General features: G+C 69.6%; 23 protein-coding genes and 1 pseudogene. 23 read left to right on the top strand and 1 reads right to left on the bottom strand.

Going from position 1 to position 21638, the window contains the following annotated elements:
- Positions 1–11: 11 nt before the first annotated feature.
- Both V6M63_RS21425 and V6M63_RS21420 read left to right on the top strand, forming a co-directional pair.
- On the top strand, positions 12–419 hold the full coding sequence (locus tag V6M63_RS21425; protein ID WP_442909631.1) for a hypothetical protein: 408 nt from the start codon (positions 12–14) through the stop codon (positions 417–419).
- 102 nt (positions 420–521) lie between these two features.
- Positions 522–884 carry a hypothetical protein gene (locus V6M63_RS21420; protein WP_332745208.1) on the top strand — a complete coding sequence of 121 codons (363 nt, stop codon included), beginning with the start codon at positions 522–524 and terminating at the stop codon, positions 882–884.
- Positions 885–898: 14 nt separating this feature from the next.
- On the opposite strand, the gene V6M63_RS21415 is transcribed toward V6M63_RS21420, so the two are convergent.
- Positions 899–1330, bottom strand: coding sequence for a VOC family protein (locus V6M63_RS21415; RefSeq protein WP_332745207.1), 432 nt, complete (start codon positions 1328–1330; stop codon positions 899–901).
- A gap of 194 nt (positions 1331–1524) precedes the next feature.
- Between V6M63_RS21415 and V6M63_RS21410 the strand changes: the two genes are divergently transcribed.
- The 21 genes and pseudogenes from V6M63_RS21410 to V6M63_RS21310 form a co-directional block, all read left to right on the top strand.
- Positions 1525–2730, top strand: a complete 1206-nt coding sequence (locus tag V6M63_RS21410; protein WP_332745206.1) for a CaiB/BaiF CoA transferase family protein — start codon at positions 1525–1527, stop codon at positions 2728–2730.
- A 68-nt stretch (positions 2731–2798) separates the two neighbouring features.
- Positions 2799–3881: an AraC family transcriptional regulator gene (locus V6M63_RS21405; RefSeq protein WP_332745205.1), complete on the top strand. Its 1083-nt coding sequence runs from the start codon at positions 2799–2801 to the stop codon at positions 3879–3881.
- Between the two features lie 133 nt (positions 3882–4014).
- A complete protein-coding gene (locus tag V6M63_RS21400; protein WP_332745204.1) occupies positions 4015–5208 on the top strand; it encodes a lipid-transfer protein in 1194 nt (397 codons plus the stop codon).
- A 6-nt stretch (positions 5209–5214) separates the two neighbouring features.
- Complete coding sequence (locus V6M63_RS21395) at positions 5215–5658, top strand: MaoC family dehydratase N-terminal domain-containing protein (protein WP_332745203.1); 444 nt, start codon at positions 5215–5217, stop codon at positions 5656–5658.
- A 9-nt stretch (positions 5659–5667) separates the two neighbouring features.
- Positions 5668–6099 carry a MaoC family dehydratase gene (locus tag V6M63_RS21390; protein WP_332745202.1) on the top strand — a complete coding sequence of 144 codons (432 nt, stop codon included), beginning with the start codon at positions 5668–5670 and terminating at the stop codon, positions 6097–6099.
- A 46-nt stretch (positions 6100–6145) separates the two neighbouring features.
- Positions 6146–6973: an SDR family NAD(P)-dependent oxidoreductase gene (locus tag V6M63_RS21385; RefSeq protein ID WP_332745201.1), complete on the top strand. Its 828-nt coding sequence runs from the start codon at positions 6146–6148 to the stop codon at positions 6971–6973.
- 13 nt (positions 6974–6986) lie between these two features.
- Positions 6987–8138 carry an acyl-CoA dehydrogenase family protein gene (locus tag V6M63_RS21380; RefSeq protein ID WP_332745200.1) on the top strand — a complete coding sequence of 384 codons (1152 nt, stop codon included), beginning with the start codon at positions 6987–6989 and terminating at the stop codon, positions 8136–8138.
- Between the two features lie 46 nt (positions 8139–8184).
- Positions 8185–9873, top strand: coding sequence for a long-chain-fatty-acid--CoA ligase (locus tag V6M63_RS21375; RefSeq protein WP_332745199.1), 1689 nt, complete (start codon positions 8185–8187; stop codon positions 9871–9873).
- Positions 9870–10697 (top strand): enoyl-CoA hydratase/isomerase family protein, encoded by an 828-nt coding sequence (locus V6M63_RS21370; protein ID WP_332745198.1) that lies wholly within the window; start codon positions 9870–9872, stop codon positions 10695–10697. The genes V6M63_RS21375 and V6M63_RS21370 overlap by 4 nt, the downstream gene beginning before the upstream one ends.
- A gap of 103 nt (positions 10698–10800) precedes the next feature.
- Positions 10801–11727 carry an SDR family NAD(P)-dependent oxidoreductase gene (locus V6M63_RS21365; RefSeq protein ID WP_332745197.1) on the top strand — a complete coding sequence of 309 codons (927 nt, stop codon included), beginning with the start codon at positions 10801–10803 and terminating at the stop codon, positions 11725–11727.
- Between the two features lie 2 nt (positions 11728–11729).
- A complete protein-coding gene (locus V6M63_RS21360) occupies positions 11730–12125 on the top strand; it encodes a Zn-ribbon domain-containing OB-fold protein (RefSeq protein WP_332745196.1) in 396 nt (131 codons plus the stop codon).
- Positions 12122–13303, top strand: a complete 1182-nt coding sequence (locus tag V6M63_RS21355; protein WP_332745195.1) for a thiolase — start codon at positions 12122–12124, stop codon at positions 13301–13303. Before V6M63_RS21360 ends, V6M63_RS21355 begins: the two co-directional genes overlap by 4 nt.
- Before the next feature lie 63 nt (positions 13304–13366).
- Entirely contained in the window at positions 13367–14521 is a 1155-nt protein-coding gene (locus tag V6M63_RS21350) for an acyl-CoA dehydrogenase family protein (RefSeq protein WP_332745194.1), read from the top strand.
- 56 nt (positions 14522–14577) lie between these two features.
- Positions 14578–15558 (top strand): Bug family tripartite tricarboxylate transporter substrate binding protein, encoded by a 981-nt coding sequence (locus V6M63_RS21345; protein WP_332745192.1) that lies wholly within the window; start codon positions 14578–14580, stop codon positions 15556–15558.
- Positions 15559–15564: 6 nt separating this feature from the next.
- Complete coding sequence (locus V6M63_RS21340; protein ID WP_332745190.1) at positions 15565–16020, top strand: PaaI family thioesterase; 456 nt, start codon at positions 15565–15567, stop codon at positions 16018–16020.
- A complete protein-coding gene (locus V6M63_RS21335) occupies positions 16017–16892 on the top strand; it encodes an FAS1-like dehydratase domain-containing protein (protein ID WP_332745189.1) in 876 nt (291 codons plus the stop codon). Before V6M63_RS21340 ends, V6M63_RS21335 begins: the two co-directional genes overlap by 4 nt.
- A 25-nt stretch (positions 16893–16917) precedes the next feature.
- Complete coding sequence (locus V6M63_RS21330; protein WP_332745188.1) at positions 16918–18075, top strand: acyl-CoA dehydrogenase family protein; 1158 nt, start codon at positions 16918–16920, stop codon at positions 18073–18075.
- A gap of 12 nt (positions 18076–18087) precedes the next feature.
- Positions 18088–19269 carry a CaiB/BaiF CoA transferase family protein gene (locus V6M63_RS21325; RefSeq protein ID WP_332745186.1) on the top strand — a complete coding sequence of 394 codons (1182 nt, stop codon included), beginning with the start codon at positions 18088–18090 and terminating at the stop codon, positions 19267–19269.
- Positions 19270–19283: 14 nt separating this feature from the next.
- Positions 19284–20642, top strand: a complete 1359-nt coding sequence (locus V6M63_RS21320) for an MmgE/PrpD family protein (protein ID WP_332745184.1) — start codon at positions 19284–19286, stop codon at positions 20640–20642.
- Positions 20642–21520: an HpcH/HpaI aldolase/citrate lyase family protein gene (locus V6M63_RS21315; RefSeq protein WP_332745182.1), complete on the top strand. Its 879-nt coding sequence runs from the start codon at positions 20642–20644 to the stop codon at positions 21518–21520. The genes V6M63_RS21320 and V6M63_RS21315 overlap by 1 nt, the downstream gene beginning before the upstream one ends.
- A pseudogene (locus tag V6M63_RS21310) lies at positions 21517–21638 on the top strand (electron transfer flavoprotein subunit beta/FixA family protein); the annotation flags it as partial. The gene V6M63_RS21315 and the pseudogene V6M63_RS21310, both read left to right, overlap by 4 nt.

Here is a 21638-nt window from a genome sequence, read left to right as displayed (position 1 = left end):
GCCGCGGTTTCATGGCGCTGGCCGCTGCCAGCGGCGTTGCCGCTCTGGTGGCTGGCTGCGGTACCCGCTCGCCATTGCCCGGTCAGGCGCCCGCGAGCGCAGCGTACCGCCGCGAGGCCGCGACCCACCTCTACCGAAAGTACCCGGAGCGCATCTACCGAGGGCAACTGCCCGCCATGCTCTACGCCATCGGCGTGCTCGAGGTCGAGTTGGGCCAGGACGGACGCGTGGGCTCCACGCGCTGGTTGCGGGGGCCGAGCCATGCGCCCGAGGTCATGGCCGAGATCGAGCGCCTCGTGCGCCAGGCCGCGCCCTTTCCGTCGCCACCCGGCTTCGGGCGGGTTCAGTATGTCGACACGTGGCTGTGGGACCGCAGCGGGCGTTTCCAGCTCGACACGCTGACCGAAGGGCAGCTCTGAGCGGAGAGTGATCGTCGCCGTGCGGCACCGAACAGACTCCGCCGTTGGCGGCCTCTACCGTGGCTTCACGGGCCTCACTTGACGGGCCTGTTGGAGACGCACATGTCCAGCAACACCGACACCGCAGCCGCTTTCCCTTACACCGGCATCCCCAGCACCGAAGTCGTGCGCGAGCCGGGCCACACGGGCATGGCCGAGCACGGCACCGAGATCACCAAACACCTGCTGCAAGAGGCCAACGACCGGGTCGAGCGCATGACCGACGAGGCAGACCCGTTGGCCAGGCAGGTTGAACATGGCGGGTCCGATGCACATTCAAGCCGACAGAGGCGGGCGCAGCAACTGCGTGATGCGGGCAGGCATGCGGCCGACAGCGTGCGCGCGCACACCCGAGCCAACCCCTTGACCGCCGTGTTCGTCGGCGTGGTCGTGGGTGTTCTTCTGGCGCGCATCACGCACCGGTGACGCCGTCGCGTGGGTTACTTCTGCGCCATCTCCCGGGGCCCACCATTGACGCCCCAGGGCGTGCCGAAGCGGTCGGTCACCATGCCGAAGGTGTCGGCCCAGAACGTCTCGGCCAGCGGCATGATCACCTTGCCGCCGTCGGCCAGGGCGTTGAAGACACGCGTGGCTTCAGCGACCGTGGGGTAGGTGATGGCCAGCATGCAGCCCTGGATGCCGGCGAAGGGCACGCCGGGCGGTGCGTCGCCGGCCATGAGCGCGAAATCGGGGTGGACCAGATAAGCGTGCATGACACGGTGGGCATGCTCGGCCGGCATCGGCATTTCGCCGGGCATGTCGCCGTAGGTGATGAGCGCTTCGAGCTTGGCGCCCAGCACCTGGGCGTAGAACTTCATGGCATCGGCGCAGTCGCCGTCGTAGGACATGTAGGCACAGAGTTGAATCGACATGGGATCTCCTGAAAGGGATGAAAGATGGCTGGCCCACTGACGACGAACGGGCCCACGCGGTTTCGACAGGCGCGCGGACGCCTGGCGATGGGCGGTCAGGGAATGGCAGCGCTGTACCGCGCTGAGCGAACGCGCCATCGCGGTTGGTCGTTTCCGCCATTCGGCGCCTGGGGCCACCCACCTACAGTGGCGCCATGTGGAAAACCGATGCAGTGGAGTCCCCCCAAAGCCCGACCCTTGCGCAAGGTGCGCCGCTGGCCGGCGTGCGCGTGCTCGACCTGACCCGGCTGCTCCCCGGGCCGATGTGTGCGATGCACCTGGCCGATCTGGGCGCGGACGTGATCAAGGTCGAGGACATGGGGGCGGGTGACTACGCCGCGGCCGGCGTGCGCCACCAGGTCAACCGGAACAAGCGCGGCATCCGCGTCGATCTCAAGCACCCCGACGGTGTGGCCACGCTGCTGCGCCTGTGCGAGAGCGCCGACGTGCTGGTGGAAGGCTTTCGCCCGGGCGTGATGGAACGCCTCGGCGTGGACTGGGAGACGGTGCATGCGCGCAACCGCAAGCTGGTGTACTGCAGCATCACCGGCTACGGGCAGACCGGGCCGATGCGCCATGCACCGGGGCACGACATGAACTACGCCGCGCTCTCCGGCGTGGCCGACCAGATGGGCCAGCCCGGCGGTGCGCCCGCGCTGTCCAACGTGCCGGTGGCCGATCTGCTGGGTGGCACCATGCCCGCCGTCATGGGCATCCTGGCGGCGCTGTTCGATGCGGCGCGCAGCGGCCTGGGCCGGCATGTGGACATCTCGATCGCCGACGGCCTGATGGCCAACGCCATCATTCCCAACGTGGCCGTGCACGAGCAGGGCCGCACCCGCCCGGTGGGGCAGGACAAGCTCACCGGCGCGCTGCCTTGCTACAACTACTACCAGACCTCGGACCAGCGCTGGCTGGCCGTGGGCGCACTGGAGAAAAAATTCTGGGACCGCTTCTGCGAATGCCTCGAACGGCCCGACTTCAAGGCGCGGCACCCCGGCGACACGACACCGGAGCGCGAGGCGCTGCGCAAGGAAGTGGCCGCGGTGCTCGCATCGCGCACGCAGGCCGAATGGGTGAAGGTGTTCGAGGGCGAGGAGTGCTGCGTCACGCCCGTGCTGCGGCTCGACGAGGCGCTGGACCACCCACACACCCAGGCGCGCGGCATGGTGGTGCATGTGCCCACGCCCGACGGTGCGTCCCAGCGCCAGCTGGCCACGCCGGTGCAGATGACCGGCTTTCGCTTCGTGGTGTCCCGCCCGGCGCCGGACCCCGGTGAACACACGGATGCCGTGTTGATGGAGCTCGGATGGACAACGCAGGACATCACGCGCTTGCGGGCCCGCGCGGCGATCGGCTGAGCAATGGCTTGAGGCCCTGGGGCCTTTCGGGTATGGTCGCGGCGCGCCAAACGCGTCCTCCTGTGTCCATGTCCGCCAGTTACAGCCGTCCCGTCCAGCACACCATTGCCATCGCCCAGGTGGCGCACATCCTCCAGGGCGCGCGCGCCCGGGGGATGGATGGTTCGCGGCTGCTGCAGCGCGCGGGCATAGCGCCGATGTTGCTGGAGTCGCCCCTGGCCCGCGTGACGCAGGCCCAGTACGCCGCGCTCGTGGTGCAGCTCACCCGCCACATGCGCGACGAACTCTGGGGCCTGTGCGATCGCCCGGTGCCGCTGGGCAGCTTCGCCACCGGCTGCCGCTTGCTCGTGCGCTGCGAAACACTGGGCCAGGCCTTGCGGCAGGGCGCACGCTATGCCCACCAGGTGCTGCCCGGTTTCGGTGTGCACCTGCAGGTGGCGGGCGGGCAGGCCACGCTGCGCATCGCGGCGCGTGGCGCCAGCACCCCGGCGCTGGAGTACGCGCAGCGCTCGTTCATGTTCTTTGCGTTCGGCACCCTGTGCTGGCTGGTGGCGCGCCGCATTCCCTTGCAGGACGTGATCTACGACCGCGACGCGGCGGTGCAGCGCTCCGAGGCCTCGCGCCTGTTCCAGGCCCCGGTGCACCCCGGGCGTGGGTGGATGGGCCTGCGCTTCGATGCGCGCTGGCTGGACCTGCCGGTGGTGCAGAGCACCGAGAGCGTGGAGACCTTCCTGCGCCAGATGCCGGGCGACCTGCTGGTGAAGTACCGCGACCACACCAGCCTGACCGAGCGCATCCGCCGCGTGCTGCGGCGCCACCTGCATGAAGACCTGCCCTCGCTGGAGCAGGTGAGTGCCTCGCTGGCCATGACGCCGCAGACCCTGCGCCGCCACCTGCAGCGCGAAGGCCAGGGCTTCCAGGCCATCAAGGACAGCCTGCGCCGCGACGTGGCGGTGGAATACCTTTCGCGGCCCGATCTCACCCTGATCGAGATCGCCGAGCGCCTGGGCTATTCGGAGGCCAGCACCTTCCACCGGGCCTTCAAGGCCTGGACCGGGCTGGCCCCGGGGGCCTACCGCGAGCGTTACCTGGTGCCCGGCGCGGAAGCCCCGGACGCGGCGGCGCTGCCGCCGCCACTGCCCTCGGCCTGAGGCCACTGGCGGGGCACAACCCGCGTTGCGCTGGGCATTTCTGCCAATCATTTTGGGCCGTGCTGCGATTGGCCGCGGGCGCGGTGGCGGACACACTGTCCCCATCGATCACACCAACCCCAAGGAAACCCTGATGAGCCGTACCAGCAGGCCCGTTCACGTCGTCGGCGTGGGCATGATCCCCTTCACCAAACCCGGGGCCAGCGAGCCCTACACCGTCATGGGCATGCGCGCCGCGCAGGCCGCCCTCAAGGACGCCGGCGTGGACTACGACAAGGTGCAGCAAGCCTACGTCGGCTACGTCTACGGCGACTCCACCGCCGGCCAGGCCGCCATCTATGGCGTGGGCCTGAGCGGCATCCCGGTCTTCAACGTCAACAACAACTGCTCCACCGGCTCCAGCGCGCTGTTCCTCGCGCGCCAGGCCGTGGAAAGCGGCATGGTCGAATGCGCCATCGCGCTGGGCTTCGAGCAGATGCAGCCCGGCGCGCTCAAGGGTGCGTGGGACGACCGTCCTTCGCCCATGGCGCGCTTCGCCGACGTGATGACCAGCCACCAGGGTTACGACCCGGAGAAGCCGCGCGCCGCGCAGTTCTTCGGTGGTGCCGGCCGCGACTACATCGCGCAGTACGGCATCCGCCCCGACACCTTCGGCCGCATCTCGGTCAAGGCGCGCCAGCACGCCGCGCGCAACCCGCTGGCCGTGTTCCGCCAGACCCTCACGCTCGACGAGGTGATGGCCTCGCCTTCTGTGTTCGATCCGCTCACGCGTTACCAGTGCTGCCCGCCCACCTGCGGCGCTGCCGCCGCCATCGTGTGCTCGGCCGAGTTCGCGCGCAAGCACGGCCTGGACGCCAGCGTCGTGATCAAGGCCCAGGCCATGACCACCGACACCCCCAGCACCTTCGAGTCCGACGACATGCGCCGCGTGGTGGGTTACGACATGACCGTGGCCGCGGCCGCGCAGGTCTATGAAGCGGCCGGCATCGGCCCGGAAGACCTGGATGTGGTCGAGCTGCACGACTGCTTCACCGCCAACGAACTCATCACCTACGAAGCGCTGGGCCTCACGCCCGAAGGCACGGCCGAGCGTTTCATCATGGATGGCGACAACACCTACGGCGGCCGCGTCGTGACCAACCCCTCGGGCGGCCTGCTCTCCAAGGGCCACCCGCTGGGCGCCACCGGCCTCGCCCAGTGCGCCGAACTGGTGTGGCAGCTGCGCGGCCAGGCCGACCAGCGCCAGGTCGAGGGCGCGCGCCTGGCCCTGCAGCACAACCTGGGCCTGGGTGGCGCCTGCGTCATCACCCTCTACGAAAAGGTCTGACCCGCCATGATCGATCGCCAGTACATCGGGCACACCATGGCGCCCTTCGAGGTGGAGGTCGACAAGGGCCGGTTGCGCTTCTTCGCCAAGGCCACCGGCCAGACCGATCCGGTCTATGCCGACGAGGCCGCCGCGCAGGCGGCCGGCCACCCCGGCCTGCCGGTACCGCCCACCTTCCTGTTCTGCCTGGAGATGGAGGCGCCGGACCCGGCGGCCATCCGCAACCTGCTGGGCCTGGACTACCGCCGCCTGCTGCACGGCGAGCAGGGCTTCAGCTTCCACCGCATGGCCTACGCCGGCGACCGCCTGCGCTTCGAGCAGCGCATCGAGGACATCTACGACAAGAAGGGCGGCGCGCTCGAGTTCGTCGTTCGCAAGACCCGCGTGAGCAACCAGCGCGGCGAGCACGTGGCCGACCTGCGCTGCGTGACCGTCATGCGCAACAGCTGAGACATTCCCATGAGCACCCTGTCCGTCCCCGTTTCCCTCGAAGGCATCCAGACCGGCGACTTCCTGCCGCCGCTGGAGCTGCCGCCCGTCAGCCGCCTGACCCTGGCCCTGTACTGCGGGGCCTCCGGTGACCACAACCCGATCCATGTGGACACCGACTTCGCGCGCTCGGCCGGCCAGGCCGACGTGTTTGCCCACGGCATGCTGTCCATGGCCTGGCTCGGACGCCTGCTCACCAACTGGGTGCCGCAGACCGCCGTGCGCGAGTTCAGCGTGCGCTTTGCCGCCATCACCCAGGTGGGCGAGCGCATCCGCTGCACCGGCGAGGTGGTCGATGCCTTCGTGGTCGACGGCGAGCGCCGCGTGCGCGTGAACGTGCAGACCGCCAACGCGGCCGGCGTCGTCAAGCTCCAGGGCGAGGCCGTGCTGGCCCTGTCCTGAGCGCCCGACCGTCTCCCCTTCATCCATTCATCGAGAAAGTTTTTCCATGTCCCGAAAACTCGACGGCAAGGTCGCCATCGTCTCTGGTTCCGGTCGCGGCATCGGCCGTGAAATCGCCCTCAAGCTCGCCAGCGACGGCGCCCGCGTGGTCATCAACGACCTCGACGCCGCGCCCGCCGAGCAGACCGCCGAGGACATCCGGGCCGCTGGCGGCCAGGCCACGGCCTGCGTGGGCAGCGTGATCGAGGCCGGCTTTGCCGAGCGCTTCGTGCAGACCGCCATCGACACCTTCGGTGGTCTGGACATCATCGTCAACAACGCCGGCTACACCTGGGACAACGTGGTGCAGAAGATGAGCGACGAGCAGTGGGAGGCCATGCTCGCGGTGCACCTCACCGCGCCGTTTCGCATCCTGCGCGCAGCGTCTGATTTCATCCGCGACGCGGCCAAGCGCGAGGCCGAAGCGGGCACGCCGGTGTTTCGCAAGGTGGTGAACATTTCGTCGGTCTCGGGCGTGTACGGCAACGCCGGCCAGGCCAACTACGCCGCCGCCAAGGCCGGCGTGAACGGCCTGACCAAGGCGCTGGCCAAGGAGTGGGGCCGCTACAAGGTCAACGTCAACAGCGTGGCCTTCGGTCTGATCATGACCCGCCTGACCGAAGCCGCCGCCGGCAGCGACGCGAGCATCGACATCGCCGGCCAGCAGATCAAGGTGGGCGTGAATCCGCAGATCCTCAAGTCGATCGAGCAGACCATTCCGCTGGGCCGTGGCGGCACACCGGAAGAGGCCGCCGGCGCGGTCTACCTGTTCTGCATCCCGGAGTCCAACTTCGTCAGCGGCCAGGTGCTGGTCTGCGGCGGCGGCAAGCCCTGACCGGAGCCCGGACATGGAAAGCATCCTGACCTACCCGCGCCAGGTCTACCGCGAAGACCACGAGATGCTGCGCACCACCGTGCGCCGCTTCCTCGACACGGAATGCAAGCCGCGCCAGGCGCAGTGGGACAAGGACGGCCGCGTCGACCGCGAGACCTGGCTGAAGGCCGGGCGCGAAGGCCTGCTGTGTCCCACGCTGGACCCCGAATGGGGTGGCGCGGGCGGCGACTTCGGCCACGCCGCCGTGATCGTCGAGGAGATCGGCCGCTCCGGTGTGGGCGGCCTGGGTTTCGGCCTGCATTCGGACATCGTGGCGCCCTACATCGCGCGCCTGGGCACGCCGGCCCAGAAGGCGCGCTGGCTGCCCGGCTGCGCCTTGGGTGAGGTGATCCTCGCCATCGCCATGAGCGAGCCGGGCGCCGGCAGCGACCTCAAGGCCATCCGCACCACGGCGCGCCGCGACGGCGACGAGTACGTCATCAACGGCGCCAAGACCTTCATCTCCAACGGCCTGAACTGCGACCTCGTGGTGGTGGTCGCCAAGACCGATCCGGAGCTGGGCGCCAAGGGCGTGTCGCTGATCCTGGTCGAGGCCGACCGGGTGGGTTTTCGCCGCGGGCGCAAGCTGGAGAAGATGGGCCAGGAAGCGGCCGACACCGCCGAGCTGTTCTTCGACGAGCTGCGCGTGCCGGTGGACAACCTGCTGGGCGAGGAGAACAAGGGCTTCGGCTACCTCATGCAGGACCTGGCGCAGGAGCGTTTCATCATCGCGCTGGGCGCGGCCTCCAAGCTGGAGGCCATGTACGAGGAGACCGTGCGCTACACCCGCGAGCGCGTGGTGTTCGGCAAACCGCTCGTGGATTTCCAGAACACCAAGTTCAAGCTGGCCGAGATCCGCACGCGCGCCACCGCCGTGCGCATCATGGTCGACCAGTACCTGGGCGAGCACCTGCGCCGCAAGCTCACGCTGGACGAGGCCGCCATGGCCAAGCTCTTCGTCACCGAAGAACTGGGCCGCGCGCTCGACGAGATGCTGCAGCTCTACGGCGGCTACGGCTACATGATGGAGTACCCCATCTGCCGCGCCTACGTGGACTCGCGCGTCATGCGCATCTACGGCGGCACCAGCGAGGTCATGAAGGAACTCATCTCGCGCAACCTGTGATCCGGCCCACCCACAAGACCGGACACATTCCCAGGAGACGACATCGATGGAGCAGGGCCTCAACCCGTTCTGGCCGAAAGGCGTTCCCGCCGAGGTGCGGGTGCCGCGCGTGCCGCTGACCCACTGCGTGCAGACCGCCGCGCAGCGCCACCCCGACAAGCCCGCCGTGGTGTTTGCGGGCGCCACGCTGCCTTACGCCGGGCTGTGGCAGCGCGTGCAGGCGCTGGCCGGCTACCTGCAGCAGCGCCTGGGTGTGCAGCCGGGCGACCGCGTGCTGCTGCTCAGCCAGAACTGCCCGCAGTTTCTGGTGGCCTGCTACGGCATCCAGCGCGCGGGCGCGGCGGTGGTGCCGGTGAACCCCATGAGCACCGACGCCGAGCTGCGCTTCTACGCGCAGGACAGTGGCGCGCGGGTGGTCATCTGCGCGCAGGAACTGGTGGGCCCGGTGCAGGCCTGCCTGGCGCGCGGTGAGGTGGATCAGGTGCTGGTGCTGGCCTACAGCGATGCCCTGCAGGGCCTGGCCGCCGATCAGGTGGATGCCGACATGCCGGCGGTCGTCACCGAGCCGCGCCGTGCGCTGCCCGGGCCGGCGTTCCACGGTTTCGAGGACGCCATCGCGCTCGGCCTCGCACCTCCCACCGACCACCCATCGGTCGACGACCTCGCGGTGCTGCCCTACACCTCGGGCACCACCGGCCACCCCAAGGGCTGCCGCCATTCGCATGCCACGCTGCTGGCCTCCAACCTGTCGTCGCAGGTGTGGCGCGGCCTGCAGGGTGACGCGGTGTTCCTGTGCGTGGCGCCGCTGTTCCACATGCTCGGTCTGCAGAACGGCATGAACATGCCCATCACGCTCGGGGCCACGATGGTGCTGATGCCGCGCTGGAACCCGGCGCAGGCGGTGGCCCTGGTGGAGCGCCACCGCATCACCGCCTGGACCGCGCCACCGGCCATGGTGATCGACTTCTTTTCCCAGCCCGAGGCCCTGACGCGCGACCTCTCCAGCCTGGCGCTGCTTTCCGGCGGCGGCGCGGCCATGCCCGAGGCGGTGGCCACCATGCTGAGCGAGCGTTTCGGGCTCTCCTACAACGAAGCCTACGGCCTCACCGAGACCGCTGCCTTCCTGCACGCCAACCCGCTGGCGCGTGGCAAGCGCCAGTGCCTGGGTCTGCCCACGCCGGGGGTCGAGTCGCGCATCGTCGACCCGGTCACGCTGCAGGAACTGTCGTGTGGCGAGGTGGGCGAGCTGGTCACGCGCGGCCCGCAGGTGATGCTGGGCTACTGGCGCAATCCGGAGGCCGATGCCGCCGCCTTCATCGAGATCGACGGCCGGCGCTTCCTGCGCACGGGCGACCTCGCCTGCGTGGACGAAGAGGGCTACTTCTTCATGCGCGACCGCCTCAAACGCATGATCAACGCCAGTGGCTTCAAGGTCTGGCCGGCCGAGGTCGAGGCCATGCTCTACGAGCACCCGTCGGTGCAGGAAGCCTGCGTCGTCGGCGTGCCCGATGCCAGGCGCGGCGAGAGCGTGCGCGCCCTGGTCGTGCTCAAGGCCGGCGCGGTGTTGACCGAGCAAGACTTCATCGAATGGTGCCGTCAGCGCATGTCGGCCTACAAGGCCCCTCGAAGCATCAAGTTCATGGCGAGCCTGCCGCGCTCGGGCACCGGCAAGGTGGCCTGGCGCGAACTGCAGGAAGCCGAAGCCGCGGCCGAATCCGCACAGGAAACCCCATGACCACCACAACGACAACCACCTCCCCCGAACGCACCATGGTGCACGTCGACCTGCAGGACCAGGTCGCCACGATCACGCTCGACTGCGTGGAGAAACGCAACGCCTTCGACATGGTGCTGCGCGAGCAGCTCGCCGACGCCGTGCGCCGCGTGCGCCGCGACAGCAGCATCCGCGCCGTGGTGCTCACCGGTGCCGGTGGGCACTTCTGTGCCGGCGGTGACCTCAAGAACATCGCCGCGCTGCAGCTCGACAACGGCGAGTGGCGCCAGCGCATGGCCACGCTGCACGAGTGGCTGCGCGAGCTGATCACGCTGGACCGCCCGGTGATCGCGGCGGTGGACGGTGCCGCCGCCGGCGCGGGCTTTAGCCTGGCGCTCGCCGCCGACTTCGTGCTGGCCACGCCGCGCGCGTGGTTCTCCATGTCCTTCATCAAGGTCGGTCTGGTGCCCGACGTGGCGGCCTTCCACACCCTGCCGCGCGTGGTGGGCGTGCAGCGCGCGCGTGAGCTCATGCTCTCCGGGCGCGACGTCTCGGCCCAGGAGGCGCTGCAGCTGGGCATCGTCTGCGAGCTGCACGCACCCGAGGCGCTGCTGCCGCGCGCGCAGGCCATCGCGCGCAGCTTCGTGGGCGCCTCGCCCACGGCCGTCAGCCTGATCAAACGCATGCTCGACAACGGCAGCCCCAGCCTGGCCGCCGCGCTGGAGGCCGAGGCCAACGCCCAGGTCGTGGCCGCCGGCACCGCCGAGCACAAGAAGGCCGTGGCGGCCTTCCTCGAGAAGCAGCCGCTTCCCTTCCAGTGGCCCGTCAACCGCCCCGCAGCCTAGGCGGGGCGCGGACTTCCAGACACACAAAGGCCGGGTTTCGCAATCGCGCATTGCCGCGAGCGACCCACCCGGCGACCATCCTTCACAACTTGAGAAACATCACATGAGCGAGACAAACCAGAACATCGTGGCCGGCAAAGTGGTCGTGGTCACCGGCGCCGGTGGCGGCATCGGCCGCGACATCGCGCTGGCCATGGCGCGCGAAGGCGCGAAGGTCGTGGTCAACGACATCGGCGCCTCCGTGACCGGTGAAGGCCAGGACGCGGGCCCCGCCCAGAAAGTTGTCGACGAGATCCGCGCCGCCGGCGGCGAGGCAGCGGCCAACACCGACAGCGTGTCCGAGGCCGCCAGCGCCGGGCGCATCGTGCAGAGCGCGCTCGACCACTTCGGCCGCATCGACGTGGTGGTGAACAACGCCGGCATCCTGCGCGACCGCTTCTTCCACAAGATGAGCGTGGACGAGTGGGACGCGGTGATCAAGGTGCACCTGTACGGTGGCTTCTACGTCAGCCGCGCCGCCGCCACCCACTTCAAGGAACAGCAGTCGGGCAACTTCATCCACATGACCTCGACCTCGGGCCTGATCGGCAACTACGGCCAGGCCAACTACTCGGCCGCCAAGCTGGGCATCGCCGCGCTGTCCAAGTCCATCGCGCTGGACATGCAGAAATTCAATGTGCGCTCCAACTGCATCGCGCCTTTCGCGTGGAGCCGCATGATCGGCTCGATCCCGACCGAGACACCCGAAGAGCAGGCCCGTGTGGAGCGCATCAAGCAGATGACGCCGGCCAAGATCGCGCCCCTGGCCGTGGCCCTGGCCAGCGACCAGTCGGCCAGCGCCAACGGCCAGATCTTCGCCGTGCGCAACAACGAGATCTTCCTCATCAGCCAGCCGCGCCCGGTGCGCTCGGTGCAACGCGGTGAGGGCTGGACCCCGCAGAACGTGCTCAGCCACGCGCTGCCGGCGCTCCAGGCCAGTTTCTTCGACCTCGACCGTTCGAGCGACGTCTTCTGCTGGGACCCGGTCTGACCATGGCCAGCACCGACCTTGCCAGCGGCGGCATCCTGGCCCGCCACCAGGCCGCGCTCAACGCGGGGCACTTCCTCATCCAGCGCTGCCGCGCCTGCCACGAGCACGTCTACTTTCCGCGCGAGGTCTGCCCGCACTGCGGCAGCGACACGCTCGACCTGGTGGCGCCCGGTGGTGCCGGCACGGTGCACGCCGTGACCACCGTGCGCCGCAAGGCCGAGGCCGGCGGTGACTACAACGTGTGCATCGTCGAACTCGACGAAGGCGTGCGACTGATGAGCCGCGTCGAAGGCGTGACGCCCGACGCGGTGCGGATCGGCCAGCGCGTGCGCGCCCGGGTGGCCCGTGTGGGCGAACAGGGCCTCGTGGTCTTCGATCTGGAAGCAGGCAAAGCATGAGCACCGACCGCTTGAAATCCCTGCGCGGCAGCGCCGTCATTGCCGGCGTGGGCACCTTCGGCATGGGCGAGGCGCCCGGCTTCACCGACATGGAGCTGCTGGCCCGCGCCGCGCACGCGGCGGTGGCCGATGCGGGCCTCACCATGGCCGACATCGACGGCCTGTGCACCGCCAGCGCGGCCTCCACCATGTGGGCCCTGCCGGTGGTGGAGTACCTGGGCCTGAACCCGGGCTACATCGACAGCACCATGCTCGGCGGCTCCAGCTTCATCGCGCACCTGGAGCCGGCCATGCTGGCGCTGGAGGCCGGGCTGTGCAACGCGGTGCTGGTCTGCTATGGCAGCGCCCAGCGCTCGGCCACCTTCGGGCGGCGCGAGATCGTGGCCAGCCGGCGTTTCCTCGATCCGCAGCCCTACGAGATGCCGTACGAACCGATGCTGCCGCCCTCGGCCTACGCGCTGGCGGCTTCGCGCCACATGCACCAGTACGGCACCACGCGCCGCGACCTGGCCGAGGTGGCGGTGGCCGCGCGCGCCTGGGCGCGCCTGAACCCCGAGGCCTTCATGCGCGATCCGCTGTCCATCGACGATGTGCTGGGCGCGCGCATGGTCAGCGACCCGCTCTCGGTGCGCGACTGCTGCCTAGTCACCGACGGCGCCGGCGCCCTGGTGCTGACGCGCGCCGAGCGCGCCCGCGACCTGCCGGGCAAGCCGGTGTATGTGCTGGGCGGCGCCACCGCCGTGTGGAACCGCCAGATCTCCAGCATGCACGACCTGACCGTGACCGCCGCCTCGCAGTCGGGCCGCCAGGCCTATGCCATGGCCGGCCTGGGCGCCAGCGACATCGACGTGGTGCAGCTCTACGACGCCTTCACCATCAACACCCTGCTGTTCCTTGAAGACCTGGGCTTCTGCGCCAAGGGCGAAGGCGGGGCCTTCGTGCGCGACGGCGCCATCGCGCCGGGCGGGCGCCTGCCGGTCAACACCAACGGCGGCGGCCTGTCCTGCGTGCACCCGGGCATGTACGGCATCTTCGCGCTCATCGAGGCCGCGCGCCAGCTGCGCGGCGAATGCGGCGAGCGCCAGATCGCGGGGGCGAACACCGCCATCGCCCACGGCAACGGCGGCACCCTCTCCAGCCAGGCGACCGCGGTGCTCGGCACGGCCGATGCCCTCTGACGGCAGGCCTGGCGTGTCCCTGCCACCACCCTGAACCTCATCCCTGATTGAACGCACCCACCCATGATCCGAGACACCGAAACCCTCAGCCAGCTGCTGGACAGCGTCAACCGTTTCGTGCGCGAGCGCCTGGTGCCCGCCGAGGCGGTGGTCTCCGACACCGACGAGATCCCCGAAGACATCGTGCGCGAGATGAAGGACATCGGTCTGTTCGGCCTGACCGTGCCCGAAGAATTCGGTGGCCTGGGTCTGACCATGGAGGAGGAGACCGAGGTGATGTTCGCCATGGGGCAGACCTCGCCGTGTTTCCGCTCGCTGTTCGGCACCACCGTGGGCATCGGCTCGCAAGGCATCGTGTTCGACGGCACGCCCGAGCAGAAGAGCAAGTACCTGCCGCGTCTGGCCACCGGCGAGCTCGTCGCCTCGTTCGCGCTGACCGAGCCCGAAGCCGGGTCGGACGCCGCGTCGCTGCGCACCACCGCCATCCGCGACGGTGATCACTACGTGGTCAACGGCACCAAGCGCTTCATCACCAACGCGCCGCACGCGGGGATCTTCACCCTGATGGCCCGCACCAACCCGGCCGACAAGGGTGCCAGCGGCGTCTCGTCCTTCATCGTCGAGCGCGACACGCCCGGCATCACCATCGGCAAGCCCGACCGCAAGATGGGCCACCGCGGCGCGCACACCGCCGACGTGATCTTCGAGAACTGCCGCGTGCCCGCCACGCAGCTCATGGGTGGCCAGGAAGGGCAGGGCTTCAAGACCGCGATGAAGGTGCTGGAGAAGGGGCGCATCCACATCGCGGCCATCTGCGTCGGCGTGGCCGAGCGCATGCTGCGCGATGCGCTGGCCTACGCCATGGACCGCAAGCAGTTCGGCCAGCCGATCGCCGAGTTCCAGCTGGTGCAGGCCATGCTCGCCGATTCGAAGGCCGAGGTGTACGCCGCGCGCTGCATGGTGCTGGACGCCGCGCGCCGCCGCGACCTGGGCCAGAACGTGAGCACCGAGGCCTCGTGCTGCAAGATGTTCGCGTCCGAAATGTGCGGTCGCGTGGCCGACCGCGCGGTGCAGATCTTCGGCGGCGCGGGCTACATGTCCGAGTACGGCATCGAGCGCTTCTACCGCGACGTGCGCCTCTTCCGCATCTACGAAGGCACGACCCAGATCCAGCAGATCGTGATCGCACGAAACATGGTGCGCGAAGCCGCGCGCTGAAGCCCATCCGCCCCACCCGCCCGATTCCCGCCCACCACCAGAAGACAGGAGACAACATGAACATGCAACGACGCTTCACCCTGGCCGCCGCCGCAGCGACCGCCCTCGGCTTGCTGAGCACGTCCCCCGCGTGGGCCCAGGCCAAGTACCCCGACCCGGCCCAGACGATCCGCTTCGTCGTGCCGTTTCCCGCCGGCGGGGCCACCGACACGCTGGCGCGCACCGTGGCGCACAAGCTGGGCGAGTCCTGGAAGGTGCCCGTGATCGTGGAGAACAAGCCGGGCGCCAGCGGCACCATCGGTTCGCAGCTGGTGGCGCGCGCCGCGCCCGACGGCAACACCGTGCTGTTCTCCATCGTGGCCCTGGTGCAGCAGATCACGCTGATGAACCTGCCCTACGACCCGCTCAAGGACTTCACGCCCATCACCCGGGTGGCCATCAGCCCCAGCATCCTGGCGGTGCCCAAGGAGACGCCGGCCAACAACGCCAGGGAGTTCGCCGCGCTGGTGAAGTCGCAGCCGGGCAAGTTCAATTTCGGCTCCTACGGCGCGGGCAGCTCCGCGCACATCCAGGGATCGCTGCTCAACATGGAAGGCGGCCTGGACATGGTGCACGTGCCCTACCAGGGCGGCGCGCCGCTGGTCAACGCCATGCTGGGCAACCAGCTGTCGGCGGCTTTTCTGGACGCCGGCTCCTCGCGTCCGCACCTGCCCAAGTTCAAGCTGCTGGGCATCACCGGCACCCAGCGCGTGAGCTGGTTGCCCGAGGTGCCCACCTTCAAGGAGCAGGGCTTCAACGGTTTCGAGCCCATGGGCTGGTTCGGCATGCTGCTGCCCGCCGGCACGCCCAAGGCGGTGGTGGACAAGTTCTCCGCCGAGTCGCGTGCCATCCTGGCCAGCCCCGAGGTGAAGGACAAGATCGAGGCCCTGGGTTTGCTGCCCGCCTCCGACACGCCGGCCGACTTCGCCGAGATCCTCAAGAGCGATGCGGCAACCTATGCCCGCATCATCAAGAGCGCCAACATCAAGCTGAACTGATCCACCATGTCCTGTCCCACTCCCGCCCTGGCCGACGTGCTGGAAGAACCCGCGTCCGACACCTCGCAGCTGTTCCAGCAAGTGGCGTTCAACCACCTGCTGGGGCTGCGACGGGAGCTGGCCGAGGGCGGGGTCTCCAGGCTGGCGCTGGACCTGCGCGACGAGCTCACCAACAATTTCGGCAACGCCCACGGCGGCGTGCTCATGACCATGCTCGATGGCGCCATGACCAGCGCGGCGCTGTCGCACTCGGGTTTCCAGCGCGCGGCCATGACCATCGACATGTCGACCCAGTTCCACAAGCCCGGTCGCGGGCGGCTGGTGGCGCACGGGCGCGCCACGCGCGCGGGGCAGTCCATCTGCTTCTGCGAGGCCCAGGTCGAGGACGAGAGCGGCGACGTGGTGGCCAAGGCGGTGGGCACCTTCAAGTTCATGCGCCTGAACAACCGAGTTCCGTCATGACCCCTTCACTGTCCCCCGACCAGGTGCACCAGCTCCAGGGCTGGACCGACCGCACCGAAACCCTGCAGGACACCGCCACGCTGGCCCCGGCGCGCGGCCTGGCCGCCACGCTGGACATCGACCCCGCGCCACTGCAGGACGGTGCCGTGCTGCCACCGCTGTGGCACTGGCTGTACTTCCTGCCGCAGGCGCCGCACAGCCAGATCGGCCCCGACGGCCACCCCCGGCGCGGCGGCTTTTTGCCGCCGGTGCCGCTGCCGCGGCGCATGTGGGCCGGCAGCCAGTTGCGCTGGGAGCCCGGCAACCCGCTGCGCCTGGGCGATGCCCTGCAGCGCCGCTCGCGCATCGCCTCGGTCGAGCACAAGGCCGGGCGCAGCGGCGAGATGGTGTTCGTGAAGGTCGAGCACACCGTGAGCAACGACCGGGGCACCGCGCTGGTGGAGCTGCACGACATCGTCTACCGCCACGCCGCCCGGCCCGGCGAACCCGCGCCCCCGGGCGTGCCGGCCGAGGCCGGCGCCCCCTGGCAACAGCCCTGGCTGCCCGACCCGGTGATGCTGTTCCGCTACTCGGCGCTCACCTTCAACGGCCACCGCATCCACTACGACCGCAGCTACACCCAGCAGGAAGAGGGCTACCCCGGCCTGGTGGTGCACGGCCCGCTCATTGCCACACTGCTGCTCGACCTGGTGCGCCGCCACGTGCCCGGGCGCAGCCTGGCCAGCTTCCAGTTCCGCGCCCAGCGCCCCACGTTCGACGGCCACCCCATGCGCGTCAACGGCGCGCCCTCGGCCGACGGGCGCAGCGTTCGCCTGTGGGCACAAGACACCGACGCTTTCCTCACCATGTCGGCCAGCGCAGACTTCGTCTGACATCCCTTCACATCCCCGCCCCACCATGCCCAGCTCAGACGCTTATCAAGACATTCGCGACGCCGTGCGCTCGCTCTGCGCGCAGTTCCCCGACGAGTACCACCGCAAGGTGGACCAGGAGCGCGCCTATCCCGAGGCCTTCGTCGATGCGCTCACGCGCGCGGGCTGGATGGCGGCCCTGATCCCGACCGAATACGGCGGCTCCGGCCTGGGGCTGACCGAGGCCTCGATCATCATGGAAGAGATCAACCGCGCGGGTGGCAACTCCGGCGCCTGCCACGGCCAGATGTACAACATGGGCACGCTGTTGCGCCATGGCTCCAAGGCGCAGAAGGAGCTCTACCTGCCCAAGATCGCCAGCGGCGAGTGGCGCCTGCAGTCCATGGGCGTGACCGAGCCCAGCACCGGCACCGACACCACGAAGATCAAGACCACCGCCGTGAAGAAGGGCGACCGCTACGTCATCAATGGCCAGAAGGTCTGGATCAGCCGCGTGCAGCACTCCGACTGGATGATCCTGCTCGCGCGCACCACGCCGCTGGCCGAGGTGACGAAGAAGTCCCAGGGCATGTCGATCTTCATGGTCGACATCCAACAGGCCACCGGCCAGGGCATGACCGTGCACCCCATCCCCAACATGGTCAACCACGAGACCAACGAGCTGTTCTTCGAGAACCTGGAGATCCCGGCGGACAACCTCATCGGCCAGGAAGGCCAGGGCTTCAAGTACATCCTCGACGGCCTGAACGCCGAGCGCACGCTGATCGCGGCCGAGTGCATCGGCGACGCCCACTGGTTCATCGAACGCATCTCGGCCTACGTGAAGGACCGCGTGGTGTTCGGCCGGCCCATCGGCCAGAACCAGGGCGTGCAGTTCCCGATCGCCGACGCCTACATCGAGACCGAGGCCGCCGACCTCATGCGCTTCAAGGCCTGCGCGCTGTTCGACGCCCGCCAGCCCTGCGGCGCCGAGGCCAACATGGCCAAGTACCTGGCGGCCAAGGCCAGTTGGGAAGCGGCCAACGTGTGCCTGCAGTTCCACGGCGGCTTCGGCTTCGCCTGCGAATACGACGTCGAGCGCAAGTTCCGCGAGACGCGCCTGTACCAGGTCGCGCCGATCTCCACCAACATGATCTATTCCTACATCGCCGAACACGTGCTCGGTTTACCCCGATCGTATTGATGGAACACTGACATGACACGACCCCTCGACGGCATCACCGTGGTGTCGCTGGAGCACGCGGTGGCCGCACCCTTCTGCACCCGCCAGCTGGCCGATCTCGGCGCCCGCGTCATCAAGGTGGAGCGTCCGGGCACGGGCGACTTCGCGCGCGCCTACGACACCCGCGTGCAGGGCCAGTCCTCGCATTTCGTGTGGATCAACCGCAGCAAGGAAAGCCTCACGCTGGACCTCAAGCAAGCCGGGGCCATGGCCGTGCTGGGCGAGCTGCTCGACCAGGCCGACGTGCTGGTGCAGAACCTCGCGCCCGGTGCCGCCGCGCGCATGGGCCTGTCGTACCCGGCGCTGAAGGAGCGCAACCCCCGGCTGGTCGTCTGCGACATCTCGGGCTACGGCGAGGACGGCCCCTACCGCGACAAGAAGGCCTACGACCTGCTGATCCAGAGCGAGGCGGGCCTGCTGTCCATCACCGGCACGCCCGAGGAACCGTCCAAGGCCGGCAACTCGGCCGCCGACATCGCCGCCGGCATGTACGCCTTCACCAGCATCCTCTCAGGCCTGATGCTGCGCCAGCGCACGGGCGAAGGCAGCCACATCGACGTGTCCATGCTGGAGAGCCTGACCGAGTGGATGGGCTACCCGCTGTACTACGCCTTCGAGGGCGCGCCGCCACCGCCGCGCACCGCGGCCTCGCACGCCAGCATCTACCCCTACGGACCGTTCCAGGCTGGTGACGGCGGCACCGTCATGCTCGGCCTGCAGAACGAACGCGAGTGGAAAGCCTTCTGCGACCAGGTGCTGCGCCAGCCCGGGCTCGCCACCGATCCGCGCTTCGACGCCAACGCCCGGCGCAACGAGAACCGTGCCGAACTCAAGGCGCTCATCCTGCAGGCCTTCGCCGGCCTGAGCGCGCAGGACGTGATCGACCGGCTCGACGAGGCCCAGATCGCCAACGCGCGCATGAACGACATGGCCGGCGTCTGGGCCCACCCGCAGCTGCGGGCGCGCGAGCGCTGGCAGACCGTGGGCACCCCCGCCGGCCCCGTGCCCGCGCTGCTGCCCCCGGGCCGCAGCAACCGCTTCGCACCGCGCATGGACCCGGTGCCCGCGGTGGGTGAACACACCGAATCCATCCTGCGTGAACTCGGCCGCTCGGCGGCCGACATCGCCGCGCTGCGCGCCGCCTCCGCCATCTGAAAGACAGCCACACCATGAACACGCCCAGCGCCACCCTGGCCAGCTTCGCCGCGCAACTGCGGTTCTCCGACATCCCCGAGCCGGTCGTGCGCAAGACCGAAGACCTGCTGGTCGACTGGTTCGGCTCCACCGTCGCTGGCCATGGCTCGCGCCCGGTGGAGAGCATCACCCGCTTCGCGCTGGCCACCGGGCCCGAACACGGCCCCAGCGAGGTCATCAACGCGCGCCGCACCAGCAGCCCGTTTCTCGCGGCCATGGCCAACGCGGCGGCCTCGCACGTGGCCGAGCAGGACGACGTGCACAACGGCTCGGTGTTCCACCCCGCCACGGTGGTGTTTCCGGCGGCGCTGGCCGTGGCGCAGCAGATCGGCGCGAGCGGCCGCGACCTGCTGACGGCGTCGGTGGTGGGCTACGAAGTGGGCATCCGCGTCGGCGAGTACCTGGGCCGTCCGCACTACCGCATCTTCCACACCACCGGCACCGCCGGCACCCTGGCGTCTGCCGCCGCCGTGGGCCACCTGCTCAAGCTCGACGCGGCGCAGATGCAGCACGCGCTGGGCTCGGCCGGCACCACCGCCGCCGGCCTGTGGGAGTTCCTGCGCACCGCCGCCGACAGCAAGCAGCTGCACACCGCGCACGCCGCCTCGGCCGGCCTGATGGCCGCCGTGCTGGCGCGCGACGGCTTCACCGGCGCGGCACAGGTGCTCGAAGGCCCGCAGGGCATGGCCGCGGGCATGTCCAGCGGCGCCGACGTGGCCTGCCTCACCGACGGCCTGGGCAGCCGCTGGGCCACGGCGGAGACCTCGTTCAAGTTCCACGCCAGCTGCCGCCACACCCACCCTGCCGCCGACGCGCTGCTGCAGGTCATGCAGGCGCACGGCCTGCGCCCGCATGACGTGGCCGAGGTCATCACCCAGGTGCACCAGGGCGCCATCGACGTGTTGGGCCCCGTGGTGATGCCCGCCACGGTGCACCAGAGCAAGTTTTCCATGGGCACGGTGCTGGCGCTGGTGGCGCAGTTCGGCCACGCCGGCCTCACCGAGTTCGACGAGCACTTCCTCAGCCCGCTGACCCAGAGCTTCCGCGACAAGGTGAGCATGGTGCTCGACGCCGAGGTGGACAGCGCCTACCCGCGCCGCTGGATCGGCAAGGTCATCGTCAAGACCACCGACGGCCGCGAGTTGCACGGCCGCGTGGACGAACCCAAGGGCGACCCCGGCAACACGCTCACACGCGAAGAGATCGAGGCCAAGGCGCACCGCCTGGCGCGCTACAGCGGCGGCGCCAGCGAGGCACAGATGCAGGCCGCGCTGCAGCGCCTGTGGGCCATCGCCGATGCGCCGCGCGTGGGCCTGCTGCTGGGCGCTGCCTGATGGCCGAGCACGCCGGCCACGCGCTGGCCCGCGCGCGCAGCCTGCTGTTCGTGCCCGGCCATGCGCCCCAGCGCTTTGACCGCGCCCTGGCCAGCGGTGCCGACGCGGTGATCCTCGACCTGGAAGACGCGGTGGCGCCGCAGGACAAGCCCCGGGCCCGCGAACACGTGGCCGCCTGGTTGCGCGGCCTGGACGGCGGCACCCGCTCCCGCGTGCTGGTGCGGCTGAACGCGGGCGATGCGCCCGACGAACACGCAGCAGACCTGGCGTGGTTGCGCGAACTGGGCACCGGTTTGCCGGCGGGGCTGGTGGTGCCCAAGGCGGCCAGCGTCATCACACTGAACGTGATCGCGCAGGCCGCCGGTGCGCCGGTGGCCTTGCTGCCGCTGGTGGAGAGCGCCGACGGCTGGGCTGCGGCCGATGCGCTGGCGCGCGCGCCGCAGGTGCTGCGCCTGGTGTTCGGTCACCTCGACTTCCAGCTCGACATGGGGATGGCCTGCGGCCCCGCGCAGGACGAGCTGCTGCCCGTGCGGCTGGCGCTGGTGGCGGCCTCGCGCCGCGCCGGGCTGGCCGCGCCGGTCGACGGGGTGAGCCCCGACATCAACGACGAAACCCTGACCCAGGCCGACGTCGTGCGCTCGCGCCGCCTCGGCTTCGGCGGCAAGCTGTGCATCCACCCGCGCCAGGTGCCGCTGGTGCACGCGGGCCTGGCGCCCAGTGACGCCGAGCTGGACTGGGCCCGCCGCGTGCTGCAGGCCAACGCGCAAGCCGCCGGCGCGGTGTTCCAGCTCGACGGCCGCATGGTCGATGCGCCGGTGCTGCGCAAGGCCGAACGCCTTCTCGATTTACAACCCTTTGAACAAAGCAGATCAGCATGAAAGTCATCGTCCCCGTCAAACGCGTGGTGGACTACAACGTCAAGGTGCGCGTCAAGAGCGACGGCAGCGGTGTGGACATCGCCAACGTCAAGATGAGCATGAACCCGTTTGACGAGAT

It is taken from the genome of Hydrogenophaga sp. (genome assembly GCF_036675665.1).
Taxonomy (GTDB): Bacteria; Pseudomonadota; Gammaproteobacteria; order Burkholderiales; family Burkholderiaceae_C; genus Hydrogenophaga.
Note: the sequence above shows the minus strand (reverse complement) of the source record. Positions and strands in the feature narration are given on the sequence as shown.